The 24,016-nt window shown below is 71.0% G+C and carries 21 protein-coding genes; 10 read left to right on the top strand and 11 right to left on the bottom strand.

Annotated features, from left to right (window positions below; all coding sequences use genetic code 11):
• Positions 1-2: 2 nt before the first annotated feature.
• Together ACFY10_RS10815 and ACFY10_RS10810 are read right to left on the bottom strand one after the other, a co-directional pair.
• Complete coding sequence (locus ACFY10_RS10815) at positions 3-587, bottom strand: (2Fe-2S)-binding protein (RefSeq protein ID WP_390664712.1); 585 nt, start codon at positions 585-587, stop codon at positions 3-5.
• The gene (locus ACFY10_RS10810) at positions 587-1,477 is read right to left on the bottom strand and encodes an FAD binding domain-containing protein (RefSeq protein ID WP_390664711.1); all 891 of its coding nucleotides are present in this window, start codon (positions 1,475-1,477) and stop codon (positions 587-589) included. The genes ACFY10_RS10815 and ACFY10_RS10810 overlap by 1 nt, the downstream gene beginning before the upstream one ends.
• 344 nt (positions 1,478-1,821) lie before the next feature.
• On the opposite strand from ACFY10_RS10810, the gene ACFY10_RS10805 reads away from it, so the two are divergent.
• From ACFY10_RS10805 to ACFY10_RS10795, 3 genes are all read left to right on the top strand, one after another.
• Complete coding sequence (locus tag ACFY10_RS10805) at positions 1,822-3,495, top strand: PucR family transcriptional regulator (RefSeq protein ID WP_390664710.1); 1,674 nt, start codon at positions 1,822-1,824, stop codon at positions 3,493-3,495.
• Positions 3,496-3,649: 154 nt separating this feature from the next.
• Complete coding sequence (locus ACFY10_RS10800) at positions 3,650-4,432, top strand: hypothetical protein (RefSeq protein ID WP_390664709.1); 783 nt, start codon at positions 3,650-3,652, stop codon at positions 4,430-4,432.
• Positions 4,433-4,519: 87 nt separating this feature from the next.
• Positions 4,520-5,020: a DUF2231 domain-containing protein gene (locus tag ACFY10_RS10795; protein ID WP_390664708.1), complete on the top strand. Its 501-nt coding sequence runs from the start codon at positions 4,520-4,522 to the stop codon at positions 5,018-5,020.
• 49 nt (positions 5,021-5,069) lie between these two features.
• On the opposite strand, the gene ACFY10_RS10790 is transcribed toward ACFY10_RS10795, so the two are convergent.
• A complete protein-coding gene (locus ACFY10_RS10790) occupies positions 5,070-5,945 on the bottom strand; it encodes a GntR family transcriptional regulator (RefSeq protein ID WP_390664707.1) in 876 nt (291 codons plus the stop codon).
• A gap of 566 nt (positions 5,946-6,511) precedes the next feature.
• Between ACFY10_RS10790 and ACFY10_RS10785 the strand changes: the two genes are divergently transcribed.
• Positions 6,512-7,555: a DUF2637 domain-containing protein gene (locus ACFY10_RS10785; protein WP_390664706.1), complete on the top strand. Its 1,044-nt coding sequence runs from the start codon at positions 6,512-6,514 to the stop codon at positions 7,553-7,555.
• Positions 7,556-7,609: 54 nt separating this feature from the next.
• Here ACFY10_RS10785 and ACFY10_RS10780 read toward each other — a convergent pair whose 3' ends face one another.
• Positions 7,610-8,089, bottom strand: coding sequence for an ATP-binding protein (locus ACFY10_RS10780; protein WP_390664705.1), 480 nt, complete (start codon positions 8,087-8,089; stop codon positions 7,610-7,612).
• A 186-nt stretch (positions 8,090-8,275) separates the two neighbouring features.
• Here ACFY10_RS10780 and ACFY10_RS10775 point away from each other — a divergent pair, with 186 nt between their 5' ends.
• A complete protein-coding gene (locus ACFY10_RS10775) occupies positions 8,276-11,284 on the top strand; it encodes an alpha-mannosidase (protein WP_390664704.1) in 3,009 nt (1,002 codons plus the stop codon).
• 15 nt (positions 11,285-11,299) lie between these two features.
• Here ACFY10_RS10775 and ACFY10_RS10770 read toward each other — a convergent pair whose 3' ends face one another.
• The gene (locus tag ACFY10_RS10770; RefSeq protein WP_390664703.1) at positions 11,300-11,749 is read right to left on the bottom strand and encodes a hypothetical protein; all 450 of its coding nucleotides are present in this window, start codon (positions 11,747-11,749) and stop codon (positions 11,300-11,302) included.
• Between the two features lie 89 nt (positions 11,750-11,838).
• Entirely contained in the window at positions 11,839-12,450 is a 612-nt protein-coding gene (locus ACFY10_RS10765; RefSeq protein WP_390664702.1) for a hypothetical protein, read from the bottom strand.
• Between the two features lie 187 nt (positions 12,451-12,637).
• Between ACFY10_RS10765 and ACFY10_RS10760 the strand changes: the two genes are divergently transcribed.
• The gene (locus ACFY10_RS10760) at positions 12,638-13,945 is read left to right on the top strand and encodes a helix-turn-helix domain-containing protein (RefSeq protein WP_390664701.1); all 1,308 of its coding nucleotides are present in this window, start codon (positions 12,638-12,640) and stop codon (positions 13,943-13,945) included.
• Here the strand turns inward: ACFY10_RS10760 and ACFY10_RS10755 are convergent.
• Together ACFY10_RS10755 and ACFY10_RS10750 are read right to left on the bottom strand one after the other, a co-directional pair.
• A complete protein-coding gene (locus tag ACFY10_RS10755; RefSeq protein WP_390664700.1) occupies positions 13,942-15,684 on the bottom strand; it encodes a pyruvate dehydrogenase in 1,743 nt (580 codons plus the stop codon). The two genes, ACFY10_RS10760 and ACFY10_RS10755, sit on opposite strands and share 4 nt — an antisense overlap.
• Before the next feature lie 64 nt (positions 15,685-15,748).
• Positions 15,749-17,311: a protein phosphatase 2C domain-containing protein gene (locus ACFY10_RS10750; RefSeq protein ID WP_390664699.1), complete on the bottom strand. Its 1,563-nt coding sequence runs from the start codon at positions 17,309-17,311 to the stop codon at positions 15,749-15,751.
• Between the two features lie 203 nt (positions 17,312-17,514).
• On the opposite strand from ACFY10_RS10750, the gene ACFY10_RS10745 reads away from it, so the two are divergent.
• Together ACFY10_RS10745 and ACFY10_RS10740 are read left to right on the top strand one after the other, a co-directional pair.
• Positions 17,515-17,997, top strand: a complete 483-nt coding sequence (locus tag ACFY10_RS10745; RefSeq protein WP_390664698.1) for a DUF456 domain-containing protein — start codon at positions 17,515-17,517, stop codon at positions 17,995-17,997.
• Between the two features lie 67 nt (positions 17,998-18,064).
• Positions 18,065-18,433, top strand: a complete 369-nt coding sequence (locus ACFY10_RS10740; RefSeq protein WP_390664697.1) for a PPOX class F420-dependent oxidoreductase — start codon at positions 18,065-18,067, stop codon at positions 18,431-18,433.
• A gap of 12 nt (positions 18,434-18,445) precedes the next feature.
• On the opposite strand, the gene ACFY10_RS10735 is transcribed toward ACFY10_RS10740, so the two are convergent.
• From ACFY10_RS10735 to rsgA, 3 genes are all read right to left on the bottom strand, one after another.
• Positions 18,446-18,928: a methylated-DNA--[protein]-cysteine S-methyltransferase gene (locus ACFY10_RS10735; protein WP_390664934.1), complete on the bottom strand. Its 483-nt coding sequence runs from the start codon at positions 18,926-18,928 to the stop codon at positions 18,446-18,448.
• 14 nt (positions 18,929-18,942) lie between these two features.
• Complete coding sequence (locus ACFY10_RS10730; protein WP_390664933.1) at positions 18,943-20,340, bottom strand: DNA-3-methyladenine glycosylase 2 family protein; 1,398 nt, start codon at positions 20,338-20,340, stop codon at positions 18,943-18,945.
• A 187-nt stretch (positions 20,341-20,527) separates the two neighbouring features.
• Entirely contained in the window at positions 20,528-21,625 is a 1,098-nt protein-coding gene (gene rsgA, locus ACFY10_RS10725; RefSeq protein ID WP_390664696.1) for a ribosome small subunit-dependent GTPase A, read from the bottom strand.
• A gap of 385 nt (positions 21,626-22,010) precedes the next feature.
• Between rsgA and ACFY10_RS10720 the strand changes: the two genes are divergently transcribed.
• Together ACFY10_RS10720 and ACFY10_RS10715 are read left to right on the top strand one after the other, a co-directional pair.
• Positions 22,011-22,580 (top strand): ImmA/IrrE family metallo-endopeptidase, encoded by a 570-nt coding sequence (locus ACFY10_RS10720; protein ID WP_390664695.1) that lies wholly within the window; start codon positions 22,011-22,013, stop codon positions 22,578-22,580.
• Positions 22,573-23,919, top strand: coding sequence for a DUF6545 domain-containing protein (locus ACFY10_RS10715; protein WP_390664694.1), 1,347 nt, complete (start codon positions 22,573-22,575; stop codon positions 23,917-23,919). The genes ACFY10_RS10720 and ACFY10_RS10715 overlap by 8 nt, the downstream gene beginning before the upstream one ends.
• Positions 23,920-24,016 lie beyond the last annotated feature (97 nt).

The following is a 24,016-nucleotide window of genomic DNA, read 5'->3' as shown; positions in this document are numbered from 1 at the left end:
CGTCAGACCGCCTCTCCCTGCCGGGCGGCCGCCAGGCGGACCGCGTCCATGATCTTCTCGTAGCCCGTGCAGCGGCACAGGTTGCCCGACAGGGCCTCGCGGATGTCCGCGTCGGTCGGGTTCGGGTTGCGCTCGAGCATCTCGTCGGCGGCGACCAGCAGACCCGGGGTGCAGAAACCGCACTGCACGGCGCCGGCGTCGATGAACGCCTGCTGGATCGGGGAGAGTTCGGTGCCCTCGCCGGTCTGCGAGTCCTGGCCCTTGGCGGCCCACTGCTGGGCGTCCTGCAGCGTCGTACCGCAGGCACCGGAGGCGCAACCGCCGTGCTCCGCGCGCTGCTTGGCGAAGTCCGCGAGGCCCTCGACGGTCACGACGTCACGGCCCTCGACCTGACCGGCGGCGACCAGGCAGGAACACACGGGCACGCCGTCCAGGCGGACCGTGCAGGAGCCGCACTCGCCCTGCTCACAGGCGTTCTTGGAACCGGGCAGGCCCAGGCGCTCCCGGAGCACGTACAGCAGGCTCTCGCCCTCCCAGACGTCGTCGGCTTCCTGCGGACGTCCGTTGACGGTGAAGTTGACGCGCATTACGCAGCTCCCTCGGTGGTGCGGCGGGCGCCGCGGTACGACTCCCAGGTCCAGGTCAGCGTGCGGCGGGCCATCACGCCCACCGCGTGGCGGCGGTAGCTCGCCGTGCCCCGGACGTCGTCGATCGGGTTGCAGGCGCCGGAGCACAGCTCCGCGAACTGCTTGGCGACCGACGGGGTGATGATCTTTCCGTTGTCCCAGAAGCCGCCCTCTTCGAGCGCCGCGTTCAGGAACTCCTCCGCGGCCTTCGCCCGGACGGGGGTGGGCGCGGCCGAACCGATGCCCGTACGGACCGTGCGCGTGTCAGGGTGCAGCGCGAGCCCGAAGGCGCACACGGCGATCACCATGGCGTTGCGCGTACCGACCTTCGAGTACTGCTGTGGGCCGTCGGCCTTCTTGATGTGCACGGCACGGATCAGCTCGTCGGCCGCCAGAGCGTTGCGCTTCACGCCGGTGTAGAACTCGTCGATCGGGATCATCCGGGAGCCGCGCACCGACTCGACCTCGACCTCGGCGCCCGCCGCGAGCAGCGCGGGATGGGCGTCGCCGGCCGGGGAGGCGGTGCCGAGGTTGCCGCCGACGCCGCCGCGGTTGCGGATCTGCGGGGAGGCCACCGTGTGCGAGGCGAGGGCGAGACCCGGCAGCTCTGCGCGCAGGTGCTCCATGATCTTGGTGTACGGGACGGAGGCACCCAGCCGCACCGTCTCCTCGCCGACCTCCCACTCGGTGAGGCCGGTGATGCGGTTCAGGTCGAGCAGGTACTCGGGCCGCCGGTGGTCGAAGTTGATCTCGACCATCACATCGGTGCCGCCCGCAATGGGCACAGCGGTGGGGTGCTCAGCCTTGGCGGCGAGCGCCTCCTCCCAGCTGGCGGGGCGAAGGAAGTCCATGACCGGCTCTCTTCTTCGTCTCGTGAGTCGTACGGATTGAGCCACATCCGGTGCGGCGGGACCGGCTCGTTCATGTGCTGTTTACGCGGATTGGAGTCAGTACACAGCGCCGTGCTCCACCGGGGTCAGTCACGGAAACCATGAAGGAGTTGGCTGGCCAGGCCGGGCATCTTGTAGATTCGTATGAACGGAGGTCATCAGTAACCTCTTGGTTTTCCTGTAGAAACGCAGGAAACAGCCTGGCAATCAAAGGATGCGCCGCGCGCACCGGTCGCCGGGCTCCTCCCACCGACCATCCTCAAGACTCATCGTAGATTTCGAGACAAAGAACGGCGGCGACGAGAATGCGGCTGCGCGCACTGCTGGACACCGACGCGCTGGGCCTGCGGCTCCTCGGCGGCGAGGACGAGCTGGACCGCACCGTGCGCGGTGTGATGACCACCGACCTCAGGGATCCCAGCCGCTACCTCTCGGGCGGGGAGCTGGTCCTCACGGGGCTGGCCTGGCGCCGCGACGCCGACGACTCCGAGTCGTTCGTACGGATCCTGGCGCAGGCCGGGGTGGTCGCGCTGGCCGCCGGCGAGGCGGAGCTGGGGGACATCCCGGACGACCTGATCGTGGCCTGCGCCCGCCACCGCCTGCCGCTCTTCGCGGTGCACGAGTCGGTGGCCTTCGCGACGATCACCGAGCACGTCGTACGGCAGGTGTCCGGGGAGCGCGCCGGGGATCTGGCGGCCGTCGTCGACCGGCACCGCCGGATGATGACCTCGGGCCCGGCGGGCGGCGGCCCGGACGTGGTCCTCGACCTGCTCGGCTCCGACCTGGACCTGCGGGCCTGGGTCCTGTCCCCCACCGGACGGCTCATCGCGGGCCCGAAGATCGCGGGCCCCGGGCTGCCCGCCGACACCTGCGCCAAGCTGGCCGCCGAGCACCTCGCCGCCGCCCGCACGGGCCGCCGCGGACCCCACCGGCTGACGCTCGGCCCGGTGACGTACAGCCTCTTCCCGATCCGCAGCAGCGGGCGCTCCCCGCAGGCCTCCCGGGACGTGCGCGAGACGGTCCTGTCGGACTGGCTGCTGGCCGTCGAGGCGGACGCGGGCGAATGGCCCGCGGAACGCCTGGACCTCCTCCAGGGGGTCACCCAGCTGATCTCGGTCGAGCGGGACCGCCGGGACGCTGCGCGCACGGTGCGCAGGCGGCTGGCGCAGGAGGTCCTGGAGCTGGTGCAGACGGGTGCCGCGCCCGCCGAGATCGCCGCCCGGCTGCGGGTGGCCGCGCCGGTGCTGCTGCCCGGCCTGGGGGCCGCACCGCACTGGCAGGTGGTGGTGGCCCGCGTCGAGTGGGAGGGCGGCGACATCGAGGCGGGGCCGGTCACCCAGTCGCTCCTGGAGGAGATCCTCGTCGACCCGCTCGCCACGGGGCCCGAGCCCTCCGACCGCATCGCCGTGGCCCACACGGGCGACGAGGCCATCGCACTCGTACCGCTGCCGGCCGTCTCCACCGAGCACGACGGCTCGGAGTCCGGCATCCTCGCGGATGCGCTCCTGGAGTCCGTACGGGACCCGCTGTCGGCCGGGCTGGACGGCGACGGGCAGGTCACGCTGGGTGTCAGCGCGGCCGTGCACTCGGCTGAGGGGCTGCGCGGGGCGCTGGAGGAGGCGCGGCACGCACGGCGGGTGGCGGCGGCGCGGCCCGGGCGGGTGTGTGCGGCGGGCCACCAGGAGCTGGCCTCGCACGTCCTCCTGCTCCCGTTCGTGCCGGACGACGTGCGGCGGGCGTTCACGGCGAGGCTGCTCGACCCGCTGCGCGACTACGACCGCCGCCACCGCGCCGAGCTGATCCCCACCCTGGAGGCGTTCCTCGACTGCGACGGCTCCTGGACGCGCTGCGCGACACGGCTGCACCTGCACGTCAACACGCTGCGCTACCGGGTCGGGCGGATCGAGCAGTTGACGAGCCGCGACCTGTCGCGACTGGAGGACAAGCTGGATTTCTTCCTGGCATTGCGCATGAGCTGAGGTCACCGGGGCATGCCGCGGAGGTGGCACCAAGTGCCGTCGCTGTCCCACGACTTTGTGAAATCCTTCACCCACCCCCTTGGCCGGGCGCCGCGATTCGTGCTGAGATGCCGCCACCACTCAACAGCTCGATGGCGTGCTCGGGGAGGGCAACGTGGCGCATACCGCCATGTCTGGTAACGGAACGACCGCTGGTGACGATCCCCTCCAGACCGCGGTATGGCGGCTGCGCTCGCGCGCCTGCTGGGCCGACGCGGCAGCCCTGCTCCGGCCCGACACCCCGGCGGCCGCGCTTCAGCGGGCGGCGCTGCTGGTCGAGCGGTGTCTGTACACGGAGCAGGGCTGGGAAGAGGCCGAGGACGCGCTGCGTACGGCCGAGGCGCTGGCCCACACCGACGACGAGCGGGGCGCGGCCGCTTGTGAACGAGGGCAACTTGCGTACGCGGCCACGCTGCACTCAGTGCGCGACCGGGCCGACGAGGCGCGGGCCGCGCTGGGGCGGGCGGCGGCGCTGATCCCTCCGGGGGCGGCGGGGCGGGCGGTGCTGGACTTCCGGCGCGGGCTGCTCGCGGAGAACCTTGCACGGTCGCCCCAGGCCGCGCGGGCGGCGTACCGGAGGGCGCACGCGGGCGCCACGGCGCACGCGGACCCCCTGCTGCTGTCCTTCACCTGGCGGCACCTCGCCGGACTCGCCCTGCGGGACGGGGAGTTGGCGGAGGCGCGGCACGGGTTCGCCGAATCGCTGCGGATCCGGGAGGAGCTGGGCTACCTCGTCGGTACGGCACCGGCACTGGCATCCCTCGCCGACGCGGAGGCGGAACCGGAGGCTTCGCGCCTGCGGGAGGAGGCCCGTCGGCTGTTCCGGTTGCTGGGCGGTGTACCGACCTGGCTGGCACGGCAGTTGGCGCCTCCGGCTGCGGGGGCGGCCACCGCGTGAGGGTCGCCGATGCCGAGAGGCCGCTGAGAGGAACCTGAGAGGTTGCTGTGCCAGGCTGGCGCGCCCGACCCCTTGGAGGAGCGCCCGATGAGCCTCGTCAACGGCCTGCCCGCACATGTCCTCTTGGTCCACTTCGTCGTCGTACTGGTACCGCTGACGGCTCTGGCCCTGGTCGTGTGCGCCGTGTGGCCGGCCGCTGCCCGCCGCATGGGTCTGGTCCTGCCGGTGCTGGCCCTGGTCACCCTGGCGAGCGTGCCGCTGACCACGGGGGCCGGCGAGTGGCTGGAGAAGCACGTGCGCGGCAACGCCCTGATACAGCGGCACGCGGAACTCGGCGACGGACTGCTGCCCTGGGCGCTGGGACTGTTCGTCCTGGCGGCGGGGGTCTGGTGGACGACCCGCCGGTCACCGGCACAGCGGGACGGCGCCAGGTCCGCGTCCGTCATCCGGATCGCGGCCGCCGTGCTGTCCGTCGCGGTGGCGGCCGGCGCCGTCGTCGACGTCTACCGCATCGGCGACTCCGGCGCGAAGGCGGCCTGGCAGGACGGCTACTCGAAGACGGCGACGGGAGCGGTCGAAGGGAACTGACGCCGGTCGCGGTATTCAAGCCTGTCCGGCGTTTGAGGACGAGGCCCCTTCAGGGCCGACAGCGGGCGTCTGGGGGCTGCAAGCCCCCAGCGGCCGCCCCCGCGAAGTGCCCCGCCACGAGCCCCCGCACCGCATCCAGATCCCGCACGATCAGCGCATCCAGCAGGGCCGTGTGTTCCGTCGCGTCCGCCACCAGGTCGGCGTGCCCCCGGGCGGCCGGGCCGCCGACCAGGGGCCACTGGGCCCGGCGGTGCAGGTCGTCGGCGATCTGCACGAGTTGCTCGTTGCCGGACAGGGCGAACAGCGCACGGTGGAAATTGCGGTCCGCCTCGGCGTACGTCGCCCGGCAGCCGGAGGACGCGGCACGGGCGGTCGCCTCGGCGAGGGGGCGCAACGCGGTCCACCGCTCGGCAGGCACCGTACGGGCCAGGCGCAGCATCACGGGGATCTCGATCAGCGCGCGGACCTCGGCCAGCTCGGCCAGCTCGCGGGCCCCGCGCTCGATCACCCGGAAGCCCCGGTTGGGGACGACCTCGACGGCGCCCTCGAGGGCGAGCTGCTGCATCGCCTCCCGCACCGGCGTCGCGGAGACCCCGAACCGCTCCCCCAGCGCGGGCGCCGAGTACACCTCGCCCGGGATCAGCTCGCCCGCGACCAGCGCGGTGCGCAGCGCGTCGAGGATCTGCCCGCGCACGGAGGCCCGCTGGACCAGGCGGGGCCGGGGTATCGGCTGCTCACTGTGCGTGTGCTCGCCACGGGTGGCCGTCTCGGCGACGCCCCGCTCCCGGTCCACGTCCTGAGCCCTGGGCTGCGGCGGCACGCGAGGCACCCCGCCGGTGCGGGCCTCCGGAATCCCCGTCTCCGCGGAGCTGTGCGTGCTCTGCTTCACGGGTCCTCCTCCGGACGTGTCGGTACTTGGGGTCATTACGGCGGGTTGTTACTCGTCCGTCAAGCACCTTAAGCGCAGTTGCCGTCAGTTCAAATCCCATTGAACTTCAGTAAGGCTAGGCTTGCCTTAGTAGTCGCCATTGCGCGGGGCGACGCACAGGCGCAGCACGACTACGGAGTGTGCGCACGGCCGGACGTCGTGGCGAGTTTCTAACTGCATCGGCATGCGCGGCCCACCCGTCCGCCGATCACCGTGCCGCGACCCCGAACCGGCAAGCTGTCGGCAGCCGCCGCGAGTTGAGGCACCCTCAGGCACGTCAGCCACAGGCCGTCCCGTAAGATCGGCGCGAACAAGGCGCCCGCCCGGTTACAGGCAATTCACAACTTCCTCACTTGCCGCAGGAACTTTCCGTAGAACCATCCGTACGGGTAGTCTTATTCGAACTCAACTCCCGCCCCTCAAGCGGCAGTTCGAGCAGAACGCCGCCCTGGGCATCCCCTTGCACTTCCTTGGCGGCCTCTTGCCCCGAAACCCCCTGAGGGCCGGTGGGATTGGGCCACTATGGCGGGCGTTACGCCCTATCCCAATGCAAGGGACCCCAGATGAGACTGACCGACATATCGCTGGACTGGCTGCTTCCGGGCGCCGTACTGCTCCTGGGCATGCTGGCGGCGGTGGCGGTGCTCGCGCGCAGCAAGCGGTCCGGGGAGCACGCGAAGACGGACGATTCGTGGGAGCGCAGCGAGGAGCGCCGCCGGCGCAAGGAGGCCATATATGGCACCGCCTCCTATGTCCTGCTGTTCTGCTGTGCGGCGGTCGCCGCCGCCCTCTCCTTCCACGGTCTGGTCGGCTTCGGCCAGCAGAACCTCGGCCTCACCAACGGCTGGGAATACCTGGTGCCGTTCGGCCTGGACGGTGCGGCCATGTTCTGTTCCGTGCTCGCGGTGCGCGAGGCCAGCCACGGTGACGCGGCCCTCGGCTCCCGGATACTTGTGTGGACGTTCGCGGGCGCCGCGGCCTGGTTCAACTGGGTGCACGCGCCCAGGGGCATCGGCCACGACGGTGCGCCGCAGTTCTTCTCCGGAATGTCCCTGTCTGCGGCCGTCCTCTTCGACCGCGCACTGAAGCAGACCCGCCGGGCCGCGCTGCGCGAGCAGGGTCTGGTGCCGCGTCCGCTGCCGCAGATCCGTATCGTCCGCTGGCTGCGGGCCCCCCGCGAGACCTACAAGGCCTGGTCGCTGATGCTCCTGGAGGGCGTGCGCAGCCTGGACGAGGCGGTCGACGAGGTACGCGAGGACCAGCGGCAGAAGGAGGCGAACCGGCTGCGCCGCCGCGAGGCGGACCGCCTGGAGCGTGCCCAGCTGAAGGCCATCAGCCGGGGCCACCGCGGGTTCATCGGCCGCGGCGGCGGACGCCAGGTGGAGCCCCAGGCCCTGGAGCGAGCCTCCGCCTCGGTTTCCGCGGAGCCTGCCATATCCAGCGCGGAACCGCTGCCCGTACGCTCACGCCCGTCCCTCCAGCCCGTCCGCAAGGCCGGTACTGAACCGGTGACCGTCGACCTCACCGCGGAGGACGACACCATGGCACTGCCGCGCCTCGACTCCCTGGAGCGCAAGCTCAAGGACCTCGAGCAGCAGTTCGGCTAGGAACGGCCTGCACGGGAAGGGGGCGTGACCCGAAGGTCACGCCCCCTTCCCGTGCTATGCCGCTCCGGCGTCGAGTTCGAACCACACCACCTTCCCCACCCCGTGCGCCCGTACCCCCCAGGCATCCGCGAGGGACTGCACCAGGACCAGGCCTCTGCCGTGCGTGCCGTCGTCGGCGTTCGGTACGCGCAGTCTGGGCCTGCGGGCCACGAAGTCCCTTACCTCCACCCGCAGTCCACGGGGTCCGACGGTGGCCGTCAGCACCGCGTCGTGGTCGGTGTGGATGAGTGCGTTGGTGACGAGTTCGCTGGTGAGCAGCTCCGCTATCTCCGACCGACCGGGCCTGCCCCACTGCCGTAACAGCTCGCGCAGCGCCTTGCGTGCCTCGGGCACCGCCTTCAGGTCCGACCGTCCGAGTCTCTTCCGTAGCTGGGACGGCTGCACCTGGTCCGCGCCGCCGTCGGTCTCTTCCTCCGTCTTCGCCGAGAAGGCCCCGATCGCTATGGGACCGCCCCCTCGTGCCTGCCTATTCATGACCCCCGCCCGCGTGCCGATGTCGGTTCCCCTCCTTGTCGAACACGTTCACGGGATCCATGCCCCACTGGGCACGCGGCAGTCATGTCGAATCCTCAACGACCAGGTGTTCGGCCACGGATGCGGCCCTTCCGACCGGGTAGATGACACGCTGGACAGTGCCGTCCGAGCGCCGAGGGAGCCGCCGTGCACGACGACCGAACGCTGGTGGAGGCGCGCCTGGAGCGCGCCATGGGACAGTTCGTGCGCCCCGCACAGTACGCGGAGCGCGTGCCGCTGGTTCTGTCTGTGTGGCATGTGCCCGGCGAACCAGTGCCGGTGGACCAGGCGCTGCAGGCCGATTACGAGTCCTTCACAACCGGAAGGGCGTGGGGAAAGCCCTGGTCGACGAGTTGGTTCCGGTTGACCGGGCGGGTCCCCGAGGAGTGGGCCGGGCGCCGGGTCGAGGCGGTGATCGACCCCGGGTTCACGGGCGACGGCCCCGGTTTCCAGGCGGAGGGACTGCTCTACGACGCCGCAGGCGTGCCCCTGAAGGGCATTCACCCGCGCAACCGTCACCTCGCTGTCGGCTCCCCGGCAAGCGGAGGCGAACCGGTGCATCTGCTCCTGGAGGCGGCAGCCAATCCGGCCGTGCTGCACGGCTTCGAGCCTACGCACCTGGGAGACGTCCGGACCGCCGGGGATCGGCTCATCTACCGATTCCGCTCTGCCGACCTCGCTGTACTCGACGAAGCCGTGTGGCAGCTGGTCCTGGACGTCGAGGTGCTTTCGGAACTGATGCACGAGCTGCCCATGGACCGGCCGCGGCGGCACGAGATCCTGCGCGCGCTGGAGGACATGCTCGACGCCCTCGACCTGCACGACGTCTCCGGCACGGCGGACGCCGCCCGGGCCGCGCTGACGGACGTCCTGTCCCGCCCGGCGTCGGCGAGCGCGCACCGGATCTCCGCAACCGGACACGCACACATCGACTCGGCCTGGCTGTGGCCGCTGCGCGAGACGGTCCGCAAGGCCTCGCGCACCTTCGCCAACGTCACCGCGCTCGCCGCCGACTACCCCGAGCTGGTGTTCTCCTGCTCGCAGGCCCAGCAGTACGCCTGGGTGAAGGAGCACCAGCCGCACATCTGGGAGCGGATCAAGAAGGCGGTCGGGGACGGCAACTGGGCGCCTGTCGGCTCGATGTGGGTCGAGTCCGACGCCAACATGCCCGGTGGTGAGGCGCTGGCCCGGCAGATCGTGCACGGAAAGCGGTTCTTCGCCGAGGAGTTCGGGGTGGAGACGGAGGAGATCTGGCTGCCGGACTCCTTCGGCTACACCGCGGCCTTCCCACAGCTCGCGAAACTGGCCGGAATTCGCTGGTTCCTCACCCAGAAACTCAGCTGGAACCAGTCGAACAAAATGCCCCATCACACCTTCTGGTGGGAGGGCATCGACGGCACCCGCGTCTTCACGCACTTCCCGCCCGTCGACACCTACAACTCCCAGTTTCACGGCCGCGAACTCGCCCGCGCGGAACGCAACTTCGCCGAGAAGGGACGGGCCACCCGCTCACTGGTGCCGTTCGGGTGGGGCGACGGGGGCGGCGGTCCGACCCGCGAAATGCTGGAGAAGGCCCGGCGGCTGCGCTCCCTGGAGGGCTCACCGCGGGTGGAGATCGAGAAGCCGTCCGCCTTCTTCGCGGCCGCCGAGCAGGAGTACGGGCCCGAGGCCCCGGTGTGGTCGGGCGAGCTGTACCTGGAGCTGCACCGGGCCACGTACACCACCCAGGCGAAGACCAAGCAGGGCAACCGGCGCTCTGAACACGCCCTGCGCGAGGCCGAGTTGTGGTGTGCGACAGCGGCGGTACGCAATCCGTCGTACGCCTACCCGTACGACGCCCTGGACCGGCTGTGGAAGACGGTGCTGCTGCACCAGTTCCACGACATCCTGCCCGGTTCGTCGATCGCCTGGGTGCACCGGGAGGCGCGGGACACGTACGCGCAGGTGCTGGCCGAGGTGGAGGAGATCACGGCCGGGGCGGTGGCCGCGCTGGGAGCGGGCGGGCCTTCGGTGTTCAACGCCTCGCCGTACGAGCGGACGGAGATCGCAGGGGGCGTGCTGGTCACGGTGCCGGGGCTGGGGAGCGCGCCGGTCGCGGGCGCGGCGGGCGAGGTCGTCCGGGCGGAAGGGGACGGCGACACCCACCTACTGGAGAACTCCCGGCTCCAAGTCACCGTGGACGCCCAGGGGTTGATCTCCTCCGTGCGCGACCTCGCCGCCGACCGCGAGGTGCTGTCCGGCCCCGGCAACCTGCTCCAGCTGCACCCCGACCATCCCAACGCCTGGGACGCCTGGGACATCGACCGGCACTACCGGCGCCGGCACACGGATCTGACGGACGTCGAGTCGGTGGAGCTGGTGGAGGACGGGCCGCTCAGGGCTGCGGTGCGGGTGACGCGGACGTTCGGGAAGTCGCGGATCACTCAGGAGATCCGGCTGGCGGCCGGCGCCCGGCGCCTCGACATCGTCACCGACGTCGACTGGCAGGAGTCCGAGAAGGTGCTGAAGGCCGCCTTCCCGCTCGACGTGCACGCCGAACGCTCCACGGCGGAGATCCAGTTCGGGCACATCCACCGCCCGACGCACACCAACACGTCCTGGGACGCGGCCCGTTTCGAGATCTGCGCGCACCGCTGGCTGAGGGTCGCGGAGGAGGGCTACGGCGTGGCCGTCCTCAACGACTCGACGTACGGCCACGACGTGACCCGTACCCCGCACCAGGGCGGCCTCGGCACGACCGTACGTCTGACGCTGCTGCGCGCCCCGCACAGCCCGGACCCGGAAACCGACCTGGGCGCGCACCGCTTCACCTACGCGCTGCTGCCGGGCGCGGACGTCGGGCACGCGGTCGCGGAGGGGCTCGCGCTGAACCTGCCGCTGCGCGTGGCGCAGGCGCCGGTCGTGGAGCCGCTGGTGCGGGTCGACCACCCTGCCGTGACCGTCGAGTCGGTGAAGCTCGCGGAGGACCGCAGCGGGGATGTGGTGGTACGGCTCTACGAGTCCCGGGGCGGGCGGGCGCGGGCCACGCTGGCGCCCGGGTTCCCGGTGGGCCGCGCCGAGGTGACGGACCTGCTGGAACGGCCGCTGCACGAAAGCGACTTGAGCTTCGAGCTGCGGCCGTTCCAGATCCTCACCCTGCGGCTGCGACCGGCGTAGCGGCCCTCGCTTCCGCTACTTCGCGCCGATGTGGAAGATCTTGCGGCTGTCGCGGGTCATGTCGACGACCAGCTTGGTGGTGCTCGACTTGCTCCAGGTCAGGGTGACGACGGCCTCCGTACGGTTCGCGGTGCTGCCGTTGTCGGTGACCTTCCAGGCGAGCGGGACGTTCTGGGCGCGCAGGACGCCGTCGGCGTGCTCCCTGTCCTCCCAGGCCGCCAGTTCCTTCTGGAAGGCGGGGGTGAGGTAGTGGGCGCGCAGTGCGTCGCCGAGGTTGCCGCTGTCCTCGTCGGTCACCGCGTCGATGTAGGTGCCGTAGAAGTCGGCGATGCGGGTGATGTTGTCGGACGGCTTGCCGCTGACGCTGCGCGGGGTGCCGGCGGAGGCCGACTGGGCGGTGGCGCCGAGGCCGAGGGCGACGGCGAGGAGGCCGGCGGTCAGGGCGGTGCGGGTCTTGCTGTTCATGTGTGTTCCCCGTTTTCCGAAGTGTGTGGTGATGGTCGGTGGGCCGCCCTCCCGACCCCCGTGGCGAGAGGGCGGCCCTGGTGGTGCGGTCAGTGGAGCTTGTTCACGGCCGTGGTGGCCGTCTTCTTGAAGGCCTTCACCGGGACGCCTTCGAAGCCGCCGAGCTGCGCCCAGTTCACGACCGTGACGGTGCGGCCGTCCCGGCCGACCGACAGCAGGCGGACGTCGCTCGCGCCCGAGGAGGTCTCGGTGTGGACGCCGTAGACGTGGGCGCCCTCCTCGACGGGCAGACTGCCGTAGTCCTTGCCGGTGGCCTCGGTGTCCGGGTCCTTCAACTCGATCCGGCCCGGGCAGGACTTGATGTCCTTGTTCAGCCATGAGGTCAGCTGCTTCGCCGAACGGGTGTCGGGCAGCACGACGGTGATCTGCCGGGCGTTCGTGTCGAGGTCGGTGCGGAAGTCGCGGTGCCAGGCGGACTCGTGGCCCGGCAGCGCTCTCAGACAGATGTCCCAGTCCGTGTCCTCCGGTACGCCGCCGGTGACCTTGCCGGCCGTCCAGGACGAGGTCGGGTGCGGCGGCAGATCGGCCGCCGCGAGAAAGCCGGGCGCCTTCGGTACGGCGCCGGCCGGCCCGGCCGACGCCACGGCCAGACCCGTGACGGCGAGTGTGATGAGCGCGCCTGCTCGGGTGCGCTTGGGCATGGATGTCCCCCCGTGAATCAGTGCATGGGTGTCGATGCCGCCCGACGCCGGTTGGTCGGTCCGGCCCTGGTCGGTGCGACACCAAGAGCATCGGCGGTCACAGCGGGCGGACGCAACGGCCGACGCCCCATCCGCGACGGTGGAACCATCCCAGCCCTTCTGACGTGCAGGTATATGAGTGCCTGGGATGGGGGAATCGGTGGACGACGGGGGATCAGTGGAGACTCGGGACGACGTCGAGGCGTTCGCGGCGCTGTTACGGCAGCTGAAGGACCGCACGGACCGGAGCTACGGCTCCCTGGCCCGCCGCGTCAACATGAACACCTCCACGCTCCACCGTTACTGCGCGGGCGAAGCCGTACCGCAGGACTTCGCTCCCGTGGAGCGGCTCGCGGCCTTCTGCGAGGCGACGCCGGAGGAGCGCCTCGAACTGCACCGGCTGTGGCTGCTCGCGGTCGCGGCGCGGCAGCGCCCGCGGGCGGTCGAGGCGGCCGTGGAGCCGGCGAAGACCGAAGAGGCACCGCCATCGGGCCCGGACAGTCCGGTGGTGCGCGCGCCCTGGTACCGGCGCAGGCGGACGCTTCTCGGCGCGGCGGTGGCAACCGTACTGCTGGTCACGCTGGGCAGCCTGTCGGCGCTGTCGGCGGATCGCTCGCCGGACGACGCGGCGCTGGCGCCCGGACATTCCCGTACCGGTGCCGGCGCCTCGCACCACCCCTCGGCCTCGGCGACCGGGCCCTCTCCCACCCGCTCCTCCGCCTCCCCCTCGTCGGGTGTACGGGGCTCGGCGAGCCCAGGGTCGAAGGACGGCCCGTCGGCGGCCGCGAAGAGCAACGCACCCGTGGCCACCGGCGTCCCCCTCGCCTGGACCACCGACTCGCAGGTCTGGGACGGGGGCTGCGCACACGACTACGTCATCGGCAAGGAGCCGGACCAGGTGCCCCCGCCGCCGGTGCCGCAGGACGCCGCGGCATGGGCGGCGACGCAGGGGGCGGTGCACGGGCGGCAGACGATGGTGCAGATCTCGGTGCAGGGGAAGTCGTCCACGGCAGTGGTCCTGGAAGCCCTCCGGGTCCGCATCGTCAGCCGCGGCACCCCGCTCAAGGGCACCACGTACGACATGGCGCAGGGCTGCGGCGGCGGCCTCGGCCCGCGCTACTTCGACGTGAACCTCGACATCAACCGCCCCATCGCCCACGCGGTCTCCGGCGTCGACGACAAAGGAGACCGCGTCCCCGCCGTGCAGTTCCCCTACCGCGTCTCCGCACAGGACCCTGAGGTGCTGCTGGTCACCGCGACGACCGAGGCCTACGACTGCGGCTGGTATCTGGAGCTCGACTGGTCCTCCCAGGGCCGCACCGGCACGGTCCGCATCGACGACCACGGCCGCCCGTTCCGCACCAGCAGCATCAAGGGGCTGCCCCGCTACTGGTACGGAACGAACGGCCACGGCGTGCGCCAGTGGGTGCCGGCCGTCGAACCGGACGCTTCCTAGGGCCGAGGCACGTTACGGATGTTGGAGCGGGCCATCTGCAGCATCCGGCCGACGCCGCCGTCCAGCACGATCTTCGAGGCGGACAGGGCGAAGCCGGTCACCATCTCGGCGCTGATCTTCGGTGGGATGGACAGGGCGTTGGGGTCGGTGACGATGTCGACGAGGGCCGGGCCCTTGTGTTTGAAGGCGTCCTTGAGCGCGCCGGCGAGGTCCTTGGGCTTCTCGACGCGTACACCGTGGGCGCCGCAGGCCCGGGCGACGGCCGCGAAGTCGGGGTTCTTGTTGGTGGTCCCGTAGGACGGCAGCCCGGCGACGAGCATCTCCAACTCGACCATGCCCAGCGAGGAGTTGTTGAAGAGGACGACCTTCACCGGGAGGTCGTGCTGCACCAGGGTCAGGAAGTCGCCCATCAGCATGGAGAACCCGCCGTCCCCCGACATCGACACGACCTGCCTGTTCCGGTCGGTGAACTGGGCCCCGATCGCCATCGGCAGCGCGTTCGCCATCGAGCCGTGGGAGAAGGAACCGATGACGCGGCGGCGGCCGTTGGGCGAGATGTAGCGGGCGGCCCACACATTGCACATCCCCGTGTCGACGGTGAACACCGCGTCCTCGTCGGCGAGTTCGTCGAGTACGGAGGCCACGTACTCGGGGTGGATGGGGACATGTTTCTCCACCTTGCGCGTGTAGGCCTTCACCACCCCCTCCAGCGCGTCCGCGTGCTTCTTGAGCATGCGATCGAGGAAGCGCCGGTTCTCCTTCGGCCGCACCCGCGGGATCAGACAGCGCAGCGTCTCCCGTACGTCGCCCCACACGGCCAGGTCCAGCTTGGAGCGGCGGCCCAGGTGCTCGGGCCTGACGTCGACCTGAGCGATCTTGACGTCGTCGGGGAGGAACGCGTTGTACGGGAAGTCGGTGCCGAGCAGGATCAGCAGATCGCACTCGTGGGTGGCCTCGTAGGCGGCGCCGTAGCCGAGCAGCCCGCTCATTCCGACGTCGTACGGGTTGTCGTACTGGATCCACTCCTTGCCCCGCAGCGCATGTCCGACCGGTGACTTGACCTTCCCGGCGAACTCCATGACCTCGGCGTGCGCGCCCGCGGTGCCGCTGCCGCAGAACAGGGTGACCTTGTCGGCCTCGTCGATCATCTCGACCAGGCGGTCGAGCTCGGCGTCGCCGGGGCGGACGGTGGGCCGGGAGGTGACGAGGGCGGTCTGGGCGGCCTTGTCGGGGGCGGGCTGGTCGGCGATGTCGCCGGGGAGGGAGACGACACTGACGCCGGACTGCCCGACGGCGTGCTGGATGGCGGTCTGCAGCAGCCGGGGCATCTGCTTCGGGTTGGAGATCAGCTCGCTGTAGTGGCTGCACTCACGGAACAGCTGGTCGGGGTGGGTCTCCTGGAAGTAGCCGAGACCGATCTCGCTGGAGGGGATGTGCGAGGCGAGCGCGAGGACGGGGGCCATGGAGCGGTGGGCGTCGTACAGGCCGTTGATGAGGTGGAGGTTGCCGGGGCCGCAGGAACCGGCGCACGCGGTCAGCTTTCCGGTGATCTGGGCCTCCGCGCCGGCCGCGAAGGCGGCGGTCTCCTCGTGGCGGACGTGCACCCAGTCGATGGCGGCGTTGCGGCGGACGGCGTCCACCACCGGGTTGAGGCTGTCGCCGACGACGCCGTAGAGGCGTTTGACTCCGGCGCGGACGAGGATGTCGACGAACTGTTCGGCGACGTTCTGCTTGGCCATGGCGCACTCATGCCCTTCGGTCTCCGCGGATCCCTGTGGGTCCATGAATTCACAGGCCGCCTCGTCATGCCTCCCAAACGGCGGCAGCCGTACGGTCGTCCGCGTACCCCTTGACCCTGACCTGGGTGTCGGCGAGGAACGCGGCGAGGCCGGGCGGGGTGGGTCCGGACCACCGGGTCGTCAGGTACCGGCACAGATCGGGTTCGCCGCGCAACGGCTCCGCGAGGCCGCCGCTGCACATCAGGAGCGTGTCACCCGGGTGGGCTACGGAGGCGCGGAACCGGAAGGGCTCGCGGGGCGGCTCCGGGGCGGGGTCGTACGGGCTCGGGGGTGTCGTGATCCCGAGGTCCATGGTGAGCCGGTCGCCCTCGGGTGTCTCGGCGGGCAGCGAGCCGAAGCCGACGACCGGCTCGCCGGTGGCATCGGTGACCCGCGGCTCGATGTCCTGCCAGTCTCCGTCGCGGAGGCGGAACAGTCCCCCGGCGCCCACGCCGAAGAAGACGCGCGTACGGCAGTCGGGGTCGGCGGGCAGGAGCAGGCAGCGCAGACTGGCCGCGTACTCCTCGGGCTCGATGCCCTGCTCAGCGGCGCTGGCGCGGAGTTTGCCGAGGCTGCGGTCGGTGAGGCGGTGCAGACCGGACTTGAGGTCGCCGCGCCGGGCGGCCCTTATGTCATCCGCGAGCCGGGCATGGCTGCGGCCGACGGCCCGGCCGATCCAGTGGCAGGCCTCGGCGGCCGCCCGGTGCGCCCCCGGTGTGGCGCGCGCGCCCGTGGCCATCGCCACCAGGATCAGCGCGTGCTCGCCGGTGCCGAAGCGGGCGGTGAGGAGCGAGTCGCGTCGGGGTTCGCCCCGGTAGCGGGCGGAGTCCCCGCGGACGGAGACGGCACGGAGGGTGCAGGCGCCGTAGCGGGCGCCGTCCAGCACGGTGTCCGCGACCAGGTCGTCGAGGTCGTCGGGGTCGGCGGGCGGGAGCGCGGTGGGTTCGGCGTCGTAGGTGGGCGGGCCCGAACCGACGTAGTCGACGGAGGCCGGGGGGAGGGTGGGGAGGTCGAGGTGGGTGGCGGTACGGGTGGCCTGCCGGGCGGGTTCGGGGTCCTGAAGGGGGTCGGCCGCGGGGGCCGGGGCCGGCGGGGCGGCGCCCTGCTGCGGGACGGGGTTCTCGACGGTGGCGCGATGGCGCGCGGTGTGCGGGAGCGGGTTGTCCGCGGCCTGAGGCGCTCGGTTGTCGGCGGCATGGCGCGGCCGGTGCTCCGCGGCCGGCGAGGCTTCCGGGTCCGCCGGGGTGGCGGCAGCGGTCGGCGAGCCGCCCCGGGCGGGGTCCGCGTCGGCCCCGCCGCCGGCCTCGGGGGGCATTCGCGATTCGGGGACCGCCGTGACGGGGGTTTCCGTGGAGGTACGGCCGCCGGGCGCGGCCGGCGGGGGGTCCCAGGGTGCCCGTGGCTTGGCGAACCCCTCGTCCACGGCCTCCGCCCCGGCATCGGCACCCACGGCTCCGGCGACCGACGCGAACCGGTCGTCCAGGGTGTCGGGCGCGGGTGCGGGGCCCGTGTCCTCGGTGGATTCGTCGTACAGCTGCCCCCACCAGTCGTCCTCGTGACCGGTGGGACTTCCCCCCTGCTGGCTCATGCCCCTAATTGTCCACCGCATGGGCGGTATGAAAACGGGGCATCAGGAAAAACCGGCACGCCAGTCCGCATCGAGCGATGCGCCGGGTGAGTCGTCGAACGGCGGTGCGGAACAAAGTCGCCGGGCGGCTCCACCCCCCAGGGGAGAACCGGATGACCACTGGCTGACCTGCGTCGCCTCCTTCTGTCCGGCACTCTGGTCAGATGGGAGTGTGGGACCTCCTGCTGGTCGGACTGGTCCTCCTGCTCGGCCTGTGCGGAGTGCTGGTGCCCGGGGTGCCGGGGTCGTGGCTCGTGTGGGCCGCGGTCCTGTGGTGGGCGCTGAAGGCCACACAGCCGGTGTCCTGGTGGATCCTGGTGGGTGCGACCCTCGCGCTGTTCCTCTCCCAGGTGGTGCGCTGGGCACTGCCGCCCAGACGGCTGCGCGCGAGCGGCGCCACCCCCCGGATGGGGGTGTACGCAGGGGCGGGCGCATTCCTGGGCTTCGTCCTCATACCCGTGCTCGGCGCGATCCCCGGCTTCATGGGCGGCATCTACCTCTACGAACGCCGCCGCCTCGGCGGGCACGGCGAGGCGATGGCGGCGCTGCGCACCGCGATGCGCTCGGGCGGCTCCAGCGTGCTTGCGGAGCTGTTCACGTGTCTGCTGATCGCGGGGGCGTGGCTGGGCGCGGTGATCTGGGGCTGACGTAGGGCCATGGGACTAGGCCGAGGATCCGATGTGCGGAGCGGGGCGGGCGTGTTTCGCTGCTCCCATGACCGAATTCAGCGAGGCGGAACGCGCGTATCTGAAGTCGCAGCGGCTGGGGCGGCTGGCCACCGTCGACCCGCACGGGCAGCCGCAGGCCAACCCGGTCGGCTTCTTTCCCCAGGACGACGGCACCATCCTGATCGGCGGCTACGCCATGGGCCGCACCAAGAAGTGGCGCAACCTCCAGCAGAACCCGAAGGTCGCCCTGGTCGTGGACGACATCGCGAGCCTGCGCCCGTGGAAGGTACGAGGCGTCGACATCCGCGGCGAGGCCGAACTCCTCACCGGACCGCACGAGTTGGGCCCGCACTTCAGCGAGGAGCTGATCCGCATCCATCCGAGGCGGATCCACAGCTGGGGTCTGGAGGACTAGAGAGCCGGCGAACTAGAGGGCGCCTTCGAGCGTCAACAACTGCACCTTCCGTTCGAGGCCCCCCGCGTATCCGGTCAGCGAACCGTCCGCTCCGATCACGCGGTGGCACGGCCTGACGATCAGCAGCGGATTGGCACCGATCGCACCGCCCACGGCCCGCACGGCAGCCCGTGAGGCGCCGATCCGCGCGGCGATCTCGCCGTACGTGGTGGTCGCCCCGTAGGGAACGGTGTCGAGGGCTGCCCACACCCGCTCCCTGAACTCACTCCCGGCCGTTCTGAACTCCAACCGGAATTCCTTCAGTTCACCGGCGAAGTAGGCCGCCAACTGCTCCTCGGCAGCACGGAACGGTGCGGGCTCCAGCCGCCAACTCTCCTGCACCGTACGGCCGTTCTTCTGCCCGGGCACGGAGACGGAGGTCAGGGCGCCGTTCGGGTCGGCGGTGAGGAGAAGGGGCCCGACAGGGCTGTCGAAGCGGCTCCAGAGAACAGTCATGGCAGTCATGCGGGTCAGTCCAACTCTCCTGCTGCACGCAGGTGTTGCAGGGCATACGAGCGCCAGGGGCGCCAGTTGTCGGGGACGTCCGGGCCGGGCGGGGCGACGTCGGGATCACCCAGCGCCCGGGTGCGGATCACGGCGACCGTGCCGGCGTCCATGCCGGGCACCGCGAGCAGCGCGGCCTCGGCGTCGTCGCGGTCGGCTCCCGGATCCAGGCGTACGGCGCCGTCGGCGAGGGCGGCGGTGAGCGCGCCCAGGGTGCCGTCCGGTTCGGCCTCCGCGAGGACGGCCGGCTCGGGAAACAGATGGGTGAGTCCGGAGGACGGCGCATCGAGCGCCTTCCCGTACCGCCGTACGAGCCGCTCGGCCTCCGCCCGCCCCACCAGTGCGCGCACCGCCAGTTCCTCGGGATCGGCGGCCCCCGGCGACCGCAGCCCGGGCCGGGCGGCGACCAGCGGCGCGAGCCGATCGTCACCGCCGAGCCGCTCGTCGACGGCGTACGGATCGGCGTCGAGATCGAAGAGCCGCCGCAGCCGCCCCACGGCGGTGGTCAGATCACGGGGATCGGTGAGATGCAGCCGGGCGTCCAGCCAGCCGCCGGGATGGGCACCGGACGCGGACCTGGCCGCCCCCGGCCGCTCGTCGACGGCGACGACGCCGGTACCGTGCGGAAGCCGCAGGGTACGGCGGTACGTCCGCCGCCCGCGCCCCCCGCTGACCTCCTCCACACCCGCCACGGCCTCCTCCGCGAGCAGATCGAAGACGGCACCGGCCTGGTACGGCCCCCGGTGGGCGAGCCGCAGCGGAATCCCGCCGGTCTCGACGACCGCACGCCGACCGCCCCTACCCGCCCTCGGGGCGGCCGCCCGCAGCTCGCTCGGCGTCGACGCGTACACGTCCCGGATCGTGTCGTTGAACTGCCGCACACTGGCGAACCCGGACGCGAACGCGATCTCCGTGATCGGCAGCTCCGTCGTCTGCACCAGGACCCGCGCGGTGTGCGCACGCTGAGCCCGGGCGAGGGCAACGGGCCCGGCACCGAGCTCACCGGTGAGCTGCCGCTGTACCTGCCGGGCGCTGTACCCGAGCCGCGTGGCAAGCCCGGCGACACCTTCCCGGTCGACCACCCCGTCGCCAATGAGCCGCATGGCCCGCCCCACGACATCCGCCCGCACGTTCCACTCGGCCGACCCCGGCACGGCATCCGGCCGACACCGCCGGCAGGCCCGGAACCCCGAGCCCTGCGCGGCGGCGGCCGTCGCAAAGAACCGAACATTGCGCCGCTTCGGCGTCACCGCCGGGCAGCTGGGCCGGCAGTAGATCCCGGTCGTCTCGACGGCGAAGAAGAACTCCCCGTCGAACCGGCCATCCCGACTCCGCACGGCTTCGTACCTGCTGTCTTCGTCCATCACACCATCCAGTCTCCGCCGCATGGGACTGCCGGGCTAGCGGAAATCGGACGTGGAGCTGAACAGCATCTTCAGCCCGTCCGGCACCCTCAGCCCGTCCGGCGTTTGAGGACGAGGCCGTTCAGGCCGAAGGGGGGTCTGGGGGCACAGCCCCCAGGGACGGCGCCCCCAACCGCCGGAGGCACCCTCAGCGCCGCCGCTTCAGCTCCATAGCCGCCCGCCCCGCGGCGCCCTTCCGCTTCCACTCCCGCCGAAGCTCCGCCCGGACCCGCGCATCGGTCTTGGCCACGATCCACTGGTTCTCCCGCATGAGCTTGCGGTAACTCTCCAGCCTCCGGTGCGACAACTCACCGCTCTCCACAGCGCCCCGCACCGCACACCCCGGCTCCGCATCGTGCGCGCAGTCGTGGAAGCGGCACCGCTCGGCCAGTTCCTCGATCTCGGAGAAGACCTGTCCCACCCCGCTCTCGGCGTCCCAGAGGCCGACGCCCCTGAGCCCCGGTGTGTCGATGAGGACACCCCCGTCGGGCAGTGCGAGCAGGTTGCGCGTGGTCGTCGTATGACGACCCTTGCCGTCGACGTCCCGCGCGGCCTGCACTTCCATGACGTCGGAGCCGAGGAGAGCGTTGGCGAGGGTCGACTTGCCCGCACCGGACTGCCCGAGCAGCACGGACGTACCGCCGGAGACAAGGCCGACAAGGACATCGAGCCCGTCCCCCTCCACGGCACTGACCGTCAGCACGGTCACGCCCGGCGCCGACAGTTCCACGTCCTGGACGAGATGCGCACGCGTCACCGCGTCCGGCACCAGGTCGGCCTTGGTGAGCACGACCAGCGGCTGCGCGCCCGACTCCCAGGCCAGTGCCAGGAAGCGTTCGATGCGGCCGAGGTCGACTTCGACGGCGAGCGACACGGCGACGATCGCGTGGTCGACATTGGCGGCGAGGATCTGCCCCTCGGACCGCTTGGAGGAGGTGGACCGCACGAAGGCGGTACGGCGAGGCAGCAGTGTCCGCACATAGCGCGGATCGCTGCCGTCAGGGTCGACTGCGACCCAGTCCCCCGTGCACACGACCTTCATCGGGTCACGGGGGACGACGAACTCTGTGTCGGCGCGGACGGTGCCGGCCGGGGTGACGACGTCGCACTGGCCGCGGTCGACCCGGACCACGCGTCCGGGCAGCAGTCCTTCGGTGTCGTACGGTGCGAATTCGTCCGCCCATGCGTCGTCCCAGCCGTAGGGCGCGAGCGCGGAGAAAACAGGGGAAGCGGAGCTGGAAGTCAAGGGTGACCCTTCACAAGGGTGGCCCCGGCGAATGGAGTTGAGGTCAGCCGGTGGCCACGGAGGTGGACTTGATGATCTGGATGCGGGCAGAGCTCGTCGCAAAGACAGCCATCGGTCAACACCTCCATTTCCTCGAACAGTCGACAACGACGATCAGTAGTCGCCGCGCGAAGCAGTGATCAGCCTAGAGCGGCGTACACATGAACTCCACCGAATTACGGGCTTGCGCCGCCTCGGCTTCAAAGGCCACGGCGTGCCGCCCACCACTTGACCTTCCCAACCTATAGTTGACGACGCGTTGGTCGACACGCGTTGAAACACTGTCCGGGTCTGGGGACTTGAAAGCGGTTTCCGGGGTGTGGTCGAGGCAGGGTGAGGAGAACGGATGACGAGGTGGATCGCGCGATCCGCCGCAGGAGCGGCCGCCGCCCTCGCGATACGCCGCGAAACCCACGCGGCTGCCCGGCAGATCCGCAGGGACTTGGGCCTCTCGAGCGTCCAGAGCATTGACGGTCTGGTGGAGCTCGTCGCCGAGCGGCGCGGCCACCCGATAACTGTACTGTACATTGACATGCCGCCCACGGTCAGCGCGTTCTCCCTTGCCACCCCCGACCAGGACTACATCGCAGTCGACGAGCACGCCAGTGAACTCACCCAGGTGAACTCCATCGCCCACGAACTGGGGCATTTCCTTTTCGACAAGGCGGAGGACGTGAGAGTGCCCGTCGAGGGGGGCAACGGCAGCCCGCTGTCGAGGGAGTTGGCGGTTCAGCTCACGCCCGCGCTCAACCCCGATACGGTCACCGCCTTCTTCCAGCGGTCTCACTACGACTCGCCGGTCGAGCGAAAGGTCGAGGCCTTCGCCACCGTGGCGCTGGACCGCAAGATCACGCTCCGAGAGCCCGACGCGCACGGCTTCACCTTCGGCTTCACCCACCGGAGGACTGGTGTCTGAGAGCAGCGCGACCACTGTCTACCTGGTCATCGGCTCCCTCCATCTGACGATCGCCCTCTGGAAGGCCTCAGCCCTCGTACGTTCCCCTTCTCTCGGCCTGGCCTTGCAGGTCGCCACCCACGGACTGGGCGGCATCGTCTACGTGGTCGCCTCTCCTTCTGGGTACCGGAGCCTCGGTTCGGCGTCCGGTCAACCGTGGTTCCCTACGCTGCCGATCTACCTGGGCATCCTGTTGTGCTTCGGGACGCAGCACCTGTTGACGATCTTGTGGACCCCGTCCCGGTCGGATGAGCCGCGGCGGGTCCAGCGGCAGATCGCGGCCTGGGCGGTCGCCTACGGCGTCTCCTTGGCGGTCATGGTGGTCGCGTTTCTGACCACGGATCTCGACGGACCGGCCGATCCGCTCAAGTTCAATACCGCGCAGGTGCACCATCCGCAGGTGCAGGTCTTCCTCGGTGTGTTTCTGACCATGCTCACCTGCGGAACGGTTCACACATGGCGTCTCACGCGACGTGCAAAGGCCGATGACAAGGCGATCATGCACTCCGTCCGCTGGTACGGGCGCAGCATGCTCGTGACGTCCGGGTACGTGGTGTGCTCGGCGCCCGCAGCCGCAGCCGCTGCCCTCGGTCACCACCAACTCGACGACGTGGGGGTGCTGGGCTCCGCCTTCGGAGTCGTGGGATCCATCATGACCTGCTACGGAGTCTCCGGAGCGGCGTTGAGCAAGTGGCTCGGCGAACGTCGGGACATCGCGGTCCTGCAGCCGTTGTGGGATCTCGTCGTCGCAGGAGTCGACCAGGAGCTGTCTCTGGGTTCGGGGCAGCGGCGGTCGGATCACCGGCAAGCCTCAGCCGGTCCCGAGCGATCCAGGCCGAATCGCTTCTTCAATGTCCGGTGGACGCTTCATCGACGAGTGATCGAGATCCTCGACGGAATCCGGCAGCTGGAACGGCGCGCCTGGATCAGCGACCTGCCGACGCAGGCGGTCGCGAGTCTGCACGGCGAGGCGATGCAGACCGACGCCCTCCGAAGCCGGCTGGGCCTGGGGAGGAAGGGCCTGTCCCCCCATGAGCTCGAAGCCGCCGCCACGGCCGCGGTCCTGCGTGACGCGGTCGAACGCCTCCAGGCGGCAGGCTCCGACGGCACGGCACCGGCCGCTTCGGCCGGGCCCGCGCTGTTCGCCCCGGGAAAGAACACGCCCGCCGCCCAGGAGAGGACCCGCCTGGTGCGCGTGGCCCGAGCGCTGCGCTCCCCTCTGGTGGAGTCATCGCTGCAGGTGGTCCGCGCTGCCCGGGAGGGCGAAGGAGCGCCCCGGACTCGCGCAGCGGCACTGTAGTGTCCCGTCCCGATTGCGTTTCTCAGCGACGCACCCATTCGAACGGAGCTGAGCCGTCACGGGCTCGGAGGGGAGCCCCGTGCAACGGGCAGTAGTG

Origin of the sequence: Streptomyces sp. NPDC001401 (assembly GCF_042895385.1) — a bacterium.
Taxonomy (GTDB): Bacteria; Actinomycetota; Actinomycetes; order Streptomycetales; family Streptomycetaceae; genus Streptomyces.
Note: the sequence above shows the minus strand (reverse complement) of the source record. Positions and strands in the feature narration are given on the sequence as shown.